At 76.5% G+C, this 13,303-nt stretch carries 12 protein-coding genes and 1 pseudogene; 11 read left to right on the forward strand and 2 right to left on the reverse strand.

Annotation, left to right across the window (positions count from 1 at the left end; all coding sequences use genetic code 11):
* Positions 1–14 precede the first annotated feature (14 nt).
* Positions 15–791, reverse strand: coding sequence for a PspA/IM30 family protein (locus ACQP2P_RS20370; RefSeq protein ID WP_433618197.1), 777 nt, complete (start codon positions 789–791; stop codon positions 15–17).
* A gap of 182 nt (positions 792–973) precedes the next feature.
* On the opposite strand from ACQP2P_RS20370, the gene ACQP2P_RS20375 reads away from it, so the two are divergent.
* From ACQP2P_RS20375 to hpnH, 9 genes and pseudogenes are all read left to right on the forward strand, one after another.
* Positions 974–1,687, forward strand: coding sequence for a polysaccharide deacetylase family protein (locus tag ACQP2P_RS20375; protein ID WP_433618198.1), 714 nt, complete (start codon positions 974–976; stop codon positions 1,685–1,687).
* Positions 1,688–1,781: 94 nt separating this feature from the next.
* A complete protein-coding gene (hpnC, locus tag ACQP2P_RS20380; protein WP_433618199.1) occupies positions 1,782–2,648 on the forward strand; it encodes a squalene synthase HpnC in 867 nt (288 codons plus the stop codon).
* Positions 2,645–3,514: a presqualene diphosphate synthase HpnD gene (gene hpnD / locus ACQP2P_RS20385; protein WP_433618200.1), complete on the forward strand. Its 870-nt coding sequence runs from the start codon at positions 2,645–2,647 to the stop codon at positions 3,512–3,514. Before hpnC ends, hpnD begins: the two co-directional genes overlap by 4 nt.
* Positions 3,514–4,920, forward strand: a complete 1,407-nt coding sequence (hpnE, locus tag ACQP2P_RS20390; protein WP_433618202.1) for a hydroxysqualene dehydroxylase HpnE — start codon at positions 3,514–3,516, stop codon at positions 4,918–4,920. The genes hpnD and hpnE overlap by 1 nt, the downstream gene beginning before the upstream one ends.
* A complete protein-coding gene (locus ACQP2P_RS20395) occupies positions 4,917–5,930 on the forward strand; it encodes a polyprenyl synthetase family protein (RefSeq protein ID WP_433618203.1) in 1,014 nt (337 codons plus the stop codon). The genes hpnE and ACQP2P_RS20395 overlap by 4 nt, the downstream gene beginning before the upstream one ends.
* A complete protein-coding gene (gene shc / locus ACQP2P_RS20400; protein ID WP_433618205.1) occupies positions 5,930–7,843 on the forward strand; it encodes a squalene--hopene cyclase in 1,914 nt (637 codons plus the stop codon). Before ACQP2P_RS20395 ends, shc begins: the two co-directional genes overlap by 1 nt.
* Positions 7,844–7,893: 50 nt before the next feature.
* Positions 7,894–8,295, forward strand: a pseudogene (locus tag ACQP2P_RS20405) (hypothetical protein); the annotation flags it as partial.
* A gap of 135 nt (positions 8,296–8,430) precedes the next feature.
* Positions 8,431–9,384 (forward strand): 4-hydroxy-3-methylbut-2-enyl diphosphate reductase, encoded by a 954-nt coding sequence (locus ACQP2P_RS20410; RefSeq protein WP_433619193.1) that lies wholly within the window; start codon positions 8,431–8,433, stop codon positions 9,382–9,384.
* Positions 9,381–10,385, forward strand: a complete 1,005-nt coding sequence (gene hpnH / locus ACQP2P_RS20415; protein ID WP_433618207.1) for an adenosyl-hopene transferase HpnH — start codon at positions 9,381–9,383, stop codon at positions 10,383–10,385. Before ACQP2P_RS20410 ends, hpnH begins: the two co-directional genes overlap by 4 nt.
* A 2-nt stretch (positions 10,386–10,387) precedes the next feature.
* Here the strand turns inward: hpnH and ACQP2P_RS20420 are convergent, their stop codons facing one another.
* On the reverse strand, positions 10,388–11,140 hold the full coding sequence (locus tag ACQP2P_RS20420) for an SDR family NAD(P)-dependent oxidoreductase (protein WP_433618209.1): 753 nt from the start codon (positions 11,138–11,140) through the stop codon (positions 10,388–10,390).
* Between the two features lie 76 nt (positions 11,141–11,216).
* Between ACQP2P_RS20420 and ACQP2P_RS20425 the strand changes: the two genes are divergently transcribed.
* A complete protein-coding gene (locus tag ACQP2P_RS20425) occupies positions 11,217–12,359 on the forward strand; it encodes an MGDG synthase family glycosyltransferase (protein WP_433618210.1) in 1,143 nt (380 codons plus the stop codon).
* Positions 12,356–13,270 carry a DMT family transporter gene (locus ACQP2P_RS20430; protein ID WP_433618212.1) on the forward strand — a complete coding sequence of 305 codons (915 nt, stop codon included), beginning with the start codon at positions 12,356–12,358 and terminating at the stop codon, positions 13,268–13,270. The genes ACQP2P_RS20425 and ACQP2P_RS20430 overlap by 4 nt, the downstream gene beginning before the upstream one ends.
* Positions 13,271–13,303 lie beyond the last annotated feature (33 nt).

Raw genomic sequence — 13,303 nt, forward strand, 5'->3', positions numbered from 1 at the left:
GGTGCTCCTGATGATCATCGCCGGGCCCCCTCGTCCGGCGGCCCCGCGTCCACCGCGCGGGGCTGCGCTCCGCCGCCGATGCCCGGCGCGGGCCGACCGGCCTTGAGCGCGGCGAGCTCGCGGTCGACGCCCTGGTCACCCCGTGCCGCGTCGAGGGCGGCCCGCAGGTCGTCGCGGCCGGCGGTCGTCGCGGTGGCATCCTGCAGCGCGCCGGAGGCGAGCAGCTCGTCGATCGCGCCGGCTCGGGCCTGCATCTGCGCCGTACGGTCCTCGGCGCGCTGCACGGCCATCCCGACGTCGCCCATCTCCTCGGAGATGCCCGAGACCGCCTCGCCGACGCGGCTCTGCGCCTCGGCCGCGGTATAGGTGGCCTTGATGGTCTCCTTGCGCGTGCGGAACGCCTCCACCCGCGCCTGCAGCCGGGTGGCGGCCATCGTGAGCTTGGCCTCCTCGCCGGTGAGCGCGTCGCGCTGGGCGCTGATGTCACCCATCTGGGCGGCGACGGCGGCCCGGCGCGTGAGGGCCTCGCGAGCGAGGTCGTCGCGGCCCACGTCGACCGCCTCGGCGGCCTGGTCCTGCAGCCGGTCGGCGGCCTGCTGCAGCTGGGTCAGCTGCAGGTCGAGGCGTTTGCGGCTGGTGGCGACGTCGGCCACGCCGCGGCGCACCTTCGTCAGCATCTCCAGCTGGCGTTCGTAGGAGTAGTCGAGCACCTCGCGTGGGTCCTCGGCGCGGTCGAGGGCCTTGTTGGCCTTGATCCGGAACAGATCGGCCAGGCGGCGGGAAATACTCACGGCACCCCGTCCTTCCTCTCGATGCCGTTCGGCCCGGTCGCACGCCGCACGCCGCGCGGGCGGGAACGCCGGTGCGACCCAACTCCAATCTTGCTGCGGTGCCGGCGCGACCGGCCCCGGTTTCGGCGCGACCGCCGCGGGTAGCCGCCCGTCCCGCCCGGCCCGGCCACGTGGAGGAGTGCATGAGCAGACGGCTTCTGGCGATGAGCGTGTCCGCGGCCACGGCGGTGCTGCACGCGGGCCCCGCGGTGACGGCGCTGCCGTCGGTCCGCCGGCACCTGCCGGCGCTGAACGGCGCCGGTCGGCCGGGCACCGTCGCGCTCACCCTGGACGACGGCCCGGACCCGCGTTCCACCCCGCACTTCCTCCGGTCGCTGGCGCGGCTGGGCATCCCCGCCACCTTCTTCGTGCTCGGCACCATGGCGGCGAGGGCGCCCGGCCTGCTGCGCCGTATCCACGAGGAGGGGCACGAGATCGGCGTGCACGGCTGGACCCACCGCAGTCACCTGCGGATGAGCCCGGGGCGCGTGCACGGCGAGCTCGCCCGCACGGCCGAGCTGATTCTCGGCGTCTGCGGAGCCCCGCCCCGGTGGTTCCGCCCGCCGTACGGCGTGCTGTCCACCGGGAGCCTCCTCGCCGGCGTCCGGCTCGGCCTGCGCCCGGTGCTCTGGAGCGCCTGGGGCCGCGACTGGGAGGCCGGCGCCACCACCGCCACCGTGCTGGCCCACCTGCGCTCCGGCGGCATCAGGGGCGGCGCCACCCTGCTGCTGCACGACAGCGACTGCGCGGCGGTGCCCGGCTCCTGGGGCTCGGCCCTCGGCGCGCTGACGGCGATCGCCGGCGACGGCGAGCGCCAAGGGCTGCGGTTCGCCCGGATGAGCGACCACCTCCGATGAGCGCCGCCCCGGTGCGCCGGATGCCGGACCGCCACCAGGAAGCGCCGCGAAGGTTACGAGCGCGGATCGCGGGTAGCGCGCCGCCATGCCCGGCATGACGACCCAGACGGCGCTGCCCGACGGGCCCTTGGCACCGCAGCAGCGGGCCGGCGGCGAGAACTTCCCGGTGGCGCTTCGCATGTTGCCCAGGGCGACGCGTGAGCACCTGCTGGCCCTGTACCGCTACGCGCGGTTCGTCGACGACCTGGGCGACGAACCGGTGCCGGGCCTGAGCACCCGGGCCCGCACGGCGGCGCTCGACGCGTTCGAGGCCGAGGTCCGCGAGCTCTACGACGGCCGCCCGGTCCGGCACCCGGTGCTGCGCGGGCTCGCCCCGACGGTGTCCGCGTGCCGGCTGCCCGCCGGGCCGCTGCTGCGCCTGATCGAGGCCAACCGGGTCGACCAGACGGTGACCCGCTACGAGACCGTCGAGCAGCTCGTCGGGTACTGCTCCCTGTCGGCCGATCCGGTCGGCGAGCTGGTCCTGCACGTGTTCGGGCGGCCCGAGCCGGCGCTGATCGCGCGGTCGGACCGCGTCTGCACCGCGCTGCAGGTCCTCGAGCACCTCCAGGACATCGCCGAGGATCACCGGCGCGGGCGGGTGTACCTGCCCGCGGCCGACCTCGACCGGTTCGGGGTGGCGGAGACCGACCTGGCCGCGGCCACGGCCAGCGGCGCGCTGCGCGCGCTCGTGCGCTTCGAGGCCGGCCGGGCCCGGGCGTGGCTGGACGCCGGGACGCCGCTGGTCGGGGCGCTGCACGGCTGGGCGCGGGTGGCGGTCGGCGGATACGTCGCCGGGGGCCGCGCCACGCTGCGGGCCCTGAGGCGCAGCGGCTACGACCCGCTGCCCGGCCCGCCGCGGCCCCGCCGGCGCGACATCGCGAGATCCTGGCTGGGCCTGATGATCAGGAGCGCCGGGTGAGCGCGGGCGGCTCCCTCGCGGCGGCGTACCGGCACTGCGAGGAGATCACGCGCCGGGAGGCGCGCAACTTCTCCTACGGCATCCGGCTGCTGCCGCGGGACCGCCGGCGTGCGCTGTCCGCGGTGTACGCCACCGCCCGCCGCATCGACGACATCGGCGACGGGTCCCGGCCGCCGGACGAGCGCCTGGGCCGCCTCGACGAGGTCCGCGACGCGCTGCACCGGCTGCCGGAGACGGCCGGGCACGACCCGGTGCTGCTGGCCCTGCACGACGCCGCCCGGCGGCTGCCCATCCCGCTGCCGGCCTTCGACGAGCTGATCGACGGCTGCGCGGCCGACGTGCGCGGCACGACCTACGCCACGATGGACGACCTGCTGTGGTACTGCCGCTGCGTGGCCGGCTCCGTCGGGCGCCTGTCGCTGGGCGTCTTCGGCACCGGAGCGCCGCCGCGGGCCGCCGCGTTCGCCGACGCGCTGGGCATCGCGCTGCAGCTGACCAACATCCTGCGCGATCTGCGGGAGGACCAGCTGGCCGGCCGCGTCTACCTGCCCAAGGACGACCTGGACCGATTCGGCTGCAACCTGGAGCTCGACGGCGACGGCTTCGCCGACCCGCCCGAGCGCTTCGCCGCGCTCGTGCGCTTCGAGGCCGAGCGGGCCGAGCGGTGGTACGAGACCGGTCTTCGGCTGCTGCCGATGCTGGACGCCCGCAGCGCCGCCTGCACCGCCGCGATGGCCGGCATCTACCGCCGGCTGCTGGCCCGCATCGCCGAGGACCCGCTGGCCGTCACCCGCACCCGGCTGTCGCTCTCCTCCGGCGCGAAGGCCATGGTCGCCGCCCGTGCCCTCGCGCTGCGGTCGGCCTGATGGCCACGCCGTCGAACACGCCATCAGCCCCGGTCGCCGGCCGCGACGTGTGCGTCGTCGGCGGCGGGCTCGCGGGCATCACCGCCGCCCTCCTGCTCGCCGACGCCGGTGCCCGGGTGACGCTGGTCGAGCGGCGCAACGAGCTCGGCGGGGCGACGTACTCCTTCGACCACGACGGGCTCGTCGTGGACACCGGGCAGCACGTGTTCCTGCGCTGCTACGGGCGCTACCGGGCCCTGCTGGAGCGGCTCGGCAGCGCGGACCTGGCCCGGATCCAGCCGCACTTCCGGGTCCCGGTCCTCTCGCACGGCCGGGCGCCGCATGTGCTGGCCCGCACGCGGGGGCTGCCGGCCCCGGCCCATCTGCTGCCGGCCCTGGCCCGCTACCGCCTGCTCGACGCCCGCGAGCGGGTGCGCGCGATCGCCGCGGCCGGCGCGCTGCGCACGGTTGACCCGGACGACGCGGCCAACGACGAGCGGTCCTTCGGCGAGTGGCTGGCCGAGCACGGCCAGGGTCCCCGGGCGGTGCGCCGCCTGTGGGACCTGATCACCGTCGCCGCGCTCAACACGCCCGCGCAGCACGCGTCGCTCGCGCTGGCCGCGCGGGTGTTCCGCACCGGGCTGCTGGAGCGCGCCGGCGCCGGCGACATCGGGCGGCCGCTCGTGCCGCTGGCCGACCTGCACGGCCGTCCCGCGCGCCGGCTGCTGACCCGGCTCGGCGTGCGGGTCGCCACCGGCCGCCGGGCCGAGCGGATCCGGCCGGACGTCACCGGGTTCCGGGTCGTGACCGGCGGCTCCGGCGGCCGCACGGCCCAGGACGAGATGCTCGCCGACGCGGTCGTGCTGGCCGTTCCGCCGCGGGCCGCCGCGCGGCTGGTGCCGCCCGCCGCGGGCGCCGCCCGGGACGACTGGCACCGGCTGGGCAGCTCCCCGATCGTGAACGTCCACCTGCGCTACGACTCGCCCGTCACCCGGCTGCCGTTCGCCGCGGCCGTCGAGTCCCCGGCCCAATGGATCTTCGACCGGACGCCGGACTCGATGCCCGGCGAGCAGTACCTGGTGGTGTCGATCTCCGCCGCGGACGACACCATCGCGGCCCCGGCCGCGCGCCTGACCGCCGTCTGCGCCGAGGCCGTCGCCGGGCTCCTGCCCGCGGCGCGCTCGGCACGGCTGCTGGACGCGTTCGTCACCCGCGAGCCGCGGGCGACCTTCCGGCAGGCTCCCGGGACCCGCGCGCTGCGGCCCGGCGCGGCGACCCGCATTCCCGGCCTCGTCCTGGCCGGAGCGTGGACCGACACCGGGTGGCCGGACACGATGGAGGGCGCGGTCCGAAGCGGCCACCGCGCCGCCGACGTCGTGCTCGCCCACCTGGCATCTGCCGACCGAACCCTGGAGGGCACACGTTGACCATCGCACCCGTCGGCTTCCTCGATCAGGTACCCGCCCTGGTCGAGCCGCGGATCAGGGAGCTCCTGGGCCGCCTCGACCCCCGCAACCAGCGGGTCACCGCCTACCACATGGGCTACTGCGAGGCCGACGGCTCGCCGTCCGCCGCGGGCGGCAAGGGCATCCGTCCGGCCCTGGCCCTGCTGTCGGCCCGCGCCGCCGGTCATCCAGCCGACCGGGGTGTCCCCGCCGCGGCGGCCGTCGAGCTCGCGCACAACTTCTCGCTGCTGCACGACGACGTCATGGACCAGGACACGGTACGCCGGCACCGCCCGACGGCCTGGGCGGTCTTCGGCATTCCCGCCGCGATCCTCGCCGGTGACGCCCTCATGCTGCTCGCGCGCGACGTGCTCAGCGGCGACACCCGGCCGGGCACCGTGCGGGCGGCCCGGCGGCTGGACGCCGACGTCCACCGGCTGATCGCCGGACAGGTCGCCGACCTGGAGTTCGAACGGCGCGACGACGTCACCCTCGCGGAGTGCCTCGCGATGAGCGCCGACAAGACCGCGGCGCTGATGTCGTGCGCCTGCGCGCTGGGGGCGCTGCTGTGCGACGCCCCCGTGGCCGTGACCGAGGGCCTGACGCGCCTCGGCACCCACCTGGGGATGAGCTTCCAGCTCGTCGACGACGAGCTCGGCGTCTGGGGGGAGCCGGCGCGCACCGGCAAGCCGGTCGGGTCCGATCTGCGGTCGCGCAAGAAGTCGGTGCCGGTCGTGCACGCGCTCACGTCCGGCACCGCCGCCGGCGAGGCGCTGCGGGAGTTGTACGCGACGACCGGCGACCTGCACGACGCCGACCTGCGCACCGCCACCGGGCTGCTGGAGGAGGCCGGCTCGCGCGACTGGGTGCGGCAGGAGGCCGACCGCCACCTGCGCCACGCGCTCGCCGAGCTCGACGCGCTCGGCCTGCCCGCGGACGTGCACGACGACCTGGCGGACCTCGCCCACCTCGTGACGGGACGCCACCACTGATGGCCGCCGGGGTACCGACGCGGGCACCCGCGCGCGACGAGCTCATCGACCGGCTCCGCGACGGCCTGGAGCGGGCGACGGATCACCTGCGCGCCCGGCAGGACGCCGCCGGCTGGTGGAAGGGCGAGCTCGAGACCAACGTGACGATCGAGGCCGAGGACCTGATGATGCGCCGGTTCCTCGGGCTCCGCGACGAGCGCCTGACCGCGCAGACGGCCCGCTGGATCCGCTCCCGGCAGCGCGACGACGGGGCCTGGGCGACGTACCACGGCGGCCCCGGCGACCTGTCCACCACCATCGAGGCGTACACCGCGCTGCGCCTGGCCGGCGATGCGCCCGAGGCACCGCACATGGCGGCGGCCGCGGCGTTCGTCCGCGACCGGGGCGGCATCGAGCGCAGCCGGGTGTTCACCCGCATCTGGCTGGCACTGTTCGGCGAGTGGCCGTGGCGCCGGGTGCCCGCCGTCCCGCCCGAGCTCGTCCTGCTGCCCGCGTGGATGCCCTTCAACGTGTACGACTTCGCGTGCTGGGCCCGCCAGACCATCGTGCCGCTGTCGATCGTGCGGGCGCTGCGGCCCGTGCGGTCGCTGGGCTTCTCGCTGCCGGAGCTGCGCACGGGGCTGCACCCGCCGCCACCGCCGCCGCTGACACGCCGCGCGGGCTGGCTGCACCGCCTCGACCTCGCCGCCCGCGGCTACGAGCGCGTCGCCGCCCGGCCGCTGCGCCGCCACGCGCTGCGCCGCGCCGCCGAGTGGATCATCGCCCGGCAGGAGGCCGACGGCTCCTGGGGCGGCATCCAGCCGCCGTGGGTGTACTCGCTCATCGCCCTGCACGCCCTCGGCTACCCCGTGACGCACCCGGTGCTGCGAGCGGGCCTGGTGGGGCTGGAACGGTTCACCGTGCGCGAGGAGTCGCCCGGCGGGACGGTGCGGCGCCTGGAGGCGTGCCAGTCGCCGGTGTGGGACACCGCGCTCGCGGTCACGGCCCTGGCCGACGCCGGGCTGCCGGCCGACGATCCCGCGATGGTGCGGGCCGGGAACTGGCTCGCCGGGGAGGAGATCACCGCGCGGGGCGACTGGGCCGTCCGCCGGGCGCACGTCCCGCCGAGCGGCTGGGCGTTCGAGTTCGACAACGACGGATACCCCGACACCGACGACACCGCCGAGGTGATCCTCGCGCTGCGACGGACCCCGCTGCGGGGCCATGCCGTGCTGCACCGGGCCACCCGCTGGCTGGTCGGCATGCAGTCGCGCGACGGCGGCTGGGGCGCCTTCGACGCCGACAACGACCGCGCGCTCGTGGCCGACCTGCCGTTCTGCGACTTCGGTGAGGTCATCGACCCGCCCAGCGCCGACGTCACCGCGCACATCGTGGAGGCGCTGTGCGCCCAGGGCCTGAGGGACTCACCCGCCACCCGCCGGGGCGTGCGGTGGCTGCTGCGGGCCCAGGAGACGGACGGCTCCTGGTTCGGCCGGTGGGGGGCCAACCACGTGTACGGCGTCGGCTGCGTCGTGCCCGCCCTGACCGCCGCCGGCGTCGCGCCGGGGCACTCCTCGATCCGCCGCGCCGTGCGGTGGCTGCTGGAGCATCAGAACGGCGACGGCGGCTGGGGCGAGGACATGCGCTCCTACCGCGACCCGGCCATGCGCGGGCGCGGGACGTCCACCGCGTCGCAGACGGCCTGGGCCCTGCTGGCGCTGCACGCCACCGGCGAGCACCGCACGCCCGCCGCGCGCCGGGCGCTGGCCTGGCTGCTCGACACCCAGCGCCCCGACGGCACCTGGGACGAGCCGCACTACACCGGCACCGGCTTCCCGGGCGACTTCTACATCAACTACCACCTGTACCGGCTGGTGTTCCCGGTCAGCGCCCTCGGCCGCATCCTGCGCGACAGCGCCGAGGAGGGGCGATGAGCACGCCGGCCCACCAGCGCGCGGACGGCGACTGGCTGCTGTGCGCGCCGATGCGCGCCGAGGCGGCGGCGCTGCGCCGGGGCCGGCCCGGCCCGCTCGGCACCGTCCTGCACACCGGCGCCGGGCGCCGCCGCTCCGAACGGGCCGCCGCCTCGTCCGCCGTGGCCGGGGCCGGGGCGCTCGCCGTGGCCGGTGTCGGCGGCGGGCTGGACGCCGGGCTCGAGCCCGGCGACGTCGTCGTGGCCACCGAGGTCCGCACCGCCGTGCGGGCCGGCGCCGCGGCGCCGGCCGTGACCGTGCTGCCCTCGGCCGTCCTGCTCGAGCGTGCGCTGCGCCGCCAGGGGCTGCCCGTGCGCGCCGGCCCGGTGCTCAGCACCGACCGGCTGGCCCTGGGCGCGGCCCGGGGCCGGCTCGCCGGGACCGGCGCGCTGACGGCGGACCTGGAGTCGGCGTGGCTGCTCGCCGGGGCCGGGGACCGCCCCGCCGCCTGCGTGCGGGTCGTCGCCGACACCGGCGCGGTGCTGCGGCCGGGCACCGTGGGGCGGCTGCGCACGGCGCTGGCGGCCCTGCCGGCCGTGGCCGCGGGGCTGCGGGAGTGGGCGGCGGCCACCACGGTCCGCCGGGTCGTGCTCGCCGCGCCCCGCTCGTTCTGTGCCGGGGTGGAGCGCGCCATCCTCGTCGTGGAGCGCGCGCTGGAGCAGTACGGGCCGCCGGTGTACGTCCGCAAGCAGATCGTGCACAACACGCACGTGGTCGCCGACCTGTCCCGGCGGGGCGCGATCTTCGTCGACGAGGTCGACGAGGTGCCGGAGGGCGCGATGACGGTGTTCTCCGCGCACGGCGTCTCGCCCGCGGTCCGCTCGGCGGCCGCCGAGCGGCACCTGCCGACGATCGACGCCACCTGCCCGCTCGTGACGAAGGTCCACAGCGAGGCCCGGCGCTTCGCCGAGCACGGCGACACCGTGCTGCTCATCGGCCACGCCGGGCACGAGGAGACCGACGGCGTGCTCGGCGAGGCGCCCGAGCGGGTCCGGCTCGTCCAGGACGTCGGCGACGCCGAGCGGGTGCGCGTCGACGATCCGCGGCGGGTGTCCTACCTGGTCCAGACGACCCTCGCGGTCGACGACGTCGCCGACGTCCTCGCGGTGCTGCGGGCGCGCTTCCCCGGCCTGACCGCGCCGCCGTCCGACGACATCTGCTACGCCACGACGAACCGGCAGCGCGCGGTGGCCGAGATCGCGGACGCCTGCGACGCCGTGCTCGTCGTCGGGTCCGTCAACTCCTCGAACTCCAAGCGCCTCGTCGAGGTCGCCGAGCGCACGGGAACCCCCGCGTACCTGGTCGACGGCACCGGCGGCATCGACCTGCGATGGCTGGCCGGCGTGCGCAGCGTGGGCGTGTCCGCCGGCGCCTCGGCCCCGCCCGCCGTCGTCGGCGAGGTGCTCGCCGCGCTGTCGGGGCTCGGGGCCCGCACGGTGCGGGAGCACACCGCCGTGCTCGAAGACGTCCGTTTCATGCTGCCCAAGGAGGTACGGCAATGAGCATCCCCCTGCGGCAACGGCTGCGCATCGGCCGGTATCTGCTGTCCCAGAAGCTGCACCACCGCGAGAAGTTCCCCCTGCTGGTCGAGTTGGAGCCGCTGTTCGCCTGCAACCTCAAGTGCGCCGGGTGCGGCAAGATCGAGCACCCGGCCGACGTGCTGCGCCGGCGTATGCCGGTCGAGCAGGCGCTGGCCGCGATCGACGAGTGCGGCGCGCCGATGGTCTCCATCGCCGGCGGCGAGCCGCTCATGCACCCGCAGATCGACGTCATCACCGCCGAGCTGCTGCGGCGCAAGAAGTACGTGTTCCTGTGCACCAATGCCCTGCTGCTGCCGAAGAAGCTCGACAAGTTCCGGCCGTCGCCGTACTTCGCGTTCACCGTCCACATCGACGGCCTCCGCGAGCGCCACGACGCCTCGGTGTGCAAGGAGGGTGTCTTCGACGAGGCCGTGGCGGCCGTGCGGGAGGCCCAGCGGCGCGGGTTCCGGGTCACGACCAACACCACGTTCTTCAACACCGACACCCCGCAGACCGTCATCGAGGTCCTCGACCACCTCAACGACGAGCTGGGGATCGACGAGATGATGATCTCCCCGGCGTACGCCTACGAGAAGGCCCCGGACCAGGAGCACTTCCTCGGGGTGGAGCAGACCCGCGAGCTGTTCGCCAAGGCGTTCGCCGACGGCCGGCGACGGCGCTGGCGGCTGAGCCACTCGCCGCTGTTCCTCGACTTCCTCGAGGGCCGCATCGACTTCCCGTGCACCGCCTGGGCCGTGCCGTCGTACTCGCTGTTCGGCTGGCAGCGACCCTGCTACCTGATGTCCGACGGGTACGTGCCCACCTACCGCGAACTGGTGGAGACGACCGACTGGGAGCGCTACGGGCGGGGCCGCGACCCGCGCTGCGCCAACTGCATGGCCCACTGCGGCTACGAGCCCACCGCCGTGCTGGCGACGATGGCGTCGCTGCGGCAGTCGATCCGCGCGCTGCGCGCCGGGTAGCCTCACCCGAACCGGGCGGCCAGCCGGCGATACAGGCCGGGGGCCGCCCCGCGCACCGCGACCGGCAGACGCAGCCAGCCCGGAGCGTAGCGCTCCGCACCGCCCGCCGCGATCGCCCCGACCAGCAGGTCCGCGACCCGGTCCACGGGCAGCGGCCGCGGGCGGCGCCGCTCGTAGGGCCGCCCCCGGCGCTGGAAGAACTCCGTCTGCACGACCCCCGGCACGAAGACGCCGACCCCGACGCCCGTGCCCCGCGTCTCCAGCCGCAGGCTCTCGGCGAACGCGTCCAGCCCCGCCTTGCTCGCCGCGTAGACCGCCTCGCCGGCCACGCCCGTGCGCCCGGCGATCGACGTCACGAACATGACGTGCGCGTCCCCGCGGTCACGCATCCCCGGCAGCAGGGCCCGGGTGAGCCGCATCGGCGCGACCAGGTTCACCGCGACCAGCCGCGCGATGTCGTCGGGCGCCATCTCCCCGAACGGCCCGGCCCAGCCCACGCCCGCGTTGCTGACGAGGATGTCCACGCCGCCGCCGAGCCGGTCCGCCTCGGCCGCCAGCCGCTCGGCCGCGCCCGGTTCGGCGAGGTCGCCGACCACCGCGACGCCGCCGGTGCGCTCGGCCAGCTCCGACAGCCGGTCCCGGTCCCGGCCGTGCAGGACCAGCCGCGCGCCCGCACCGGCCAGCCGCAGCGCCGTGGCCTCGCCGATGCCCGACGAGGCGCCGGTGACCAGTGCGACCCGGTTCGCGATCCGCATCGGACCACCCCTTCCCGCCCGCCGCCGCCGGCGGGCCGAGCGTTAGAACCAGGCGTGGTGCGGTAGTGCGCCTGGCGTGTCCACTCTCGAGTCTGCGGCGCCCCGCGCCGACCTGCGCCGCCGCGTCGTGGTGATCTCGGCCAGCGTCGGCGCCGGGCACGACGGCACGACCCGCGAGCTGGCCGAGCGGCTGCGCGCGCGGGGTCTGCGAGTCGACTGCCTCGACGTCACCGACGTCTTCCCGTGGCGGCTCGGACGGCTGCTGCGCGGCACGTATCACGGCCTGCTGCTGCGCCTGCCCTGGATCTACGACGGGCTGTTCGCGATCGCCTGCCGGTTCCGCGGCGCCGCACCGATCACGCGCGCCCTGCTGCGCCCGGTGCGCGCGCGGATGCGCCGGGCGCTGCCCGAGGACGCCGACGTGGTCGTGTCGACCTACCCGATCGCCAGCCAGCTGCTCGGACCGCTGCGCCGCGACGGGCACCTCGCCGTGCCGGTGGTCACCTACGTGACCGACTTCGCCGCGCACCCGATCTGGCTGTCCCCGGGCGTCGACGTGCACTGCGTGGCGCACGAGACGAGCCGCGCCCAGGCGCTCGCCCACGCCGCGGCCGGCGTGCGCGTGGCGGGCCGGGTGGTGTCGGCCCGGTGCGCCCCCGCCTCCACGGCGGCGAGGCGGCGCGCCCGGCAGCGCTTCGGCCTGCCCCCGCAGGCCCCGCTCGCGCTGGTGGTCGCCGGGGCGTGGGGCGTGGGCGAGGTCGCCGCGACGGCCGCCGACATCGCCCGGACGGGCGCCGCGATCCCGGTCACGGTCTGCGGGCGCAACGAGGCGCTGCGCAGCCGGATGGTGCTGGCCGGGACCGGGCCGGTCCTGGGCTGGGTGGACGACATGCCGGAGCTGCTGCGCGCCGTCGACGTGCTCGTGGAGAACGGCGGCGGCCTCACCGCGCTGGAGGCCATGGCGTGCGGGCTGCCCGTGCTCACGTACCGGCCGCTGCCCGGCCACGGCCGGGCGAGCGCGGCCGCCATGGACGAGGCCGGGGTGAGCACCCTGGTGCGCGGGCGCGACCAGCTCGGGCGGGTGCTCGGCGAGCTCACCGGCGGCGAGCGGGGCCGCCGGGCCCGGGCCGCCGGGCTCGCGCTGTTCGCCGGCGATCCGGCCGCCGGCATCGCCGACCTCGTCGCCGGGTCCGGCCGCCGCTCGCCCGGTGGGCGATGACGGCCGCCGGTGACCCCGGCGCCGGCGAGAACGTCGTCGCCGTGGTCGCGGCGCTGGGGTCGGCGGCCGCGTTCGCCGTCGGCGCCGCGCTCGAGCAGAGCGAGGCCAAGCTCGAGGAGCGGGCGCCGCCGCTCGACCCGCGGCTGCTGCTGCGCCTGATCCGCCGGCCCCGATGGCTGCTGGCCTGGGTGCCGGAGACCATCGGCACCGGCCTGCAGGCCCTCGCGCTGAGCTTCGGGCCGCTCATCCTCGTCGAGCCGCTGCTGATCACCGGCCTGTTCCTGGCCATCCCGCTGGCCGCCGCCCTCAACCGGCGCCCCGTCCACCGGCGCGACTACGCCGTGGTGGCGCTCGGCGGGGCCGGCCTGGCCGCGTTCCTGCTCGCCGCCCAGCCCCGCCCCGGCATCGCCCAGCCGTCGGTGGCCGGCTGGCTCGGCGTCGCGCTGTGGGCCGGGCCCGTGCTCGCGGCGTGCCTGTTCTTCGCGTGGTGCGCCGGCAACGCGACCCGGGCGGTGCTGCTGGGCGTCGCCAGCGGCCTGCTCTACGGCGTCGCCGCCTCCCTGCTCAAGGCGCTGACCGCGGAGCTGTCCCTCGATCCGGGCGCGATCTTCGCCCGGGGGCAGACCTACGCGCTGGTCGTCACCGGGCTGGCCGCGGTGATCCTCAACCAGAACGCGCTGCAGAGCTCGCGCATCGCCGTGCCGCTCATGGCGATCGCCATCGCCGACCCCGCCGTCAGCGTCGCGGTCGGTGTCACCGCGTTCCACGAGAAGATCGACACCAGCGGGGTGCGGCCGTGGATCCAGGTCTGCGCCGGCCTCGCCATGCTCGCCGCCATGTGGCTGGCCAGCACCACCCGGTCGGACATCCGCCAGGCCCCGCCGCCGAGCCGGAACAACGGGCCCCACTGACGGCCGGCCCCGCCGCCCGGGCCGGATTGCTGT

The sequence above is a fragment of the Dactylosporangium sp. CA-139114 genome, assembly GCF_050955725.1.
Taxonomy (GTDB): Bacteria; Actinomycetota; Actinomycetes; order Mycobacteriales; family Micromonosporaceae; genus Dactylosporangium.

Coding starts and splice junctions, on each gene's coding strand:
- ACQP2P_RS20375 (WP_433618198.1), top strand. CDS start 974: ATGAGCAGACGGCTTCTGGCGATGAGCGTGTCCGCGGCCACGGCGGTG.
- hpnC (WP_433618199.1), top strand. CDS start 1,782: ATGACGACCCAGACGGCGCTGCCCGACGGGCCCTTGGCACCGCAGCAG.
- hpnE (WP_433618202.1), top strand. CDS start 3,514: ATGGCCACGCCGTCGAACACGCCATCAGCCCCGGTCGCCGGCCGCGAC.
- shc (WP_433618205.1), top strand. CDS start 5,930: ATGGCCGCCGGGGTACCGACGCGGGCACCCGCGCGCGACGAGCTCATC.
- hpnH (WP_433618207.1), top strand. CDS start 9,381: ATGAGCATCCCCCTGCGGCAACGGCTGCGCATCGGCCGGTATCTGCTG.
- ACQP2P_RS20420 (WP_433618209.1), bottom strand. CDS start 11,140: ATGCGGATCGCGAACCGGGTCGCACTGGTCACCGGCGCCTCGTCGGGC.
- ACQP2P_RS20430 (WP_433618212.1), top strand. CDS start 12,356: ATGACGGCCGCCGGTGACCCCGGCGCCGGCGAGAACGTCGTCGCCGTG.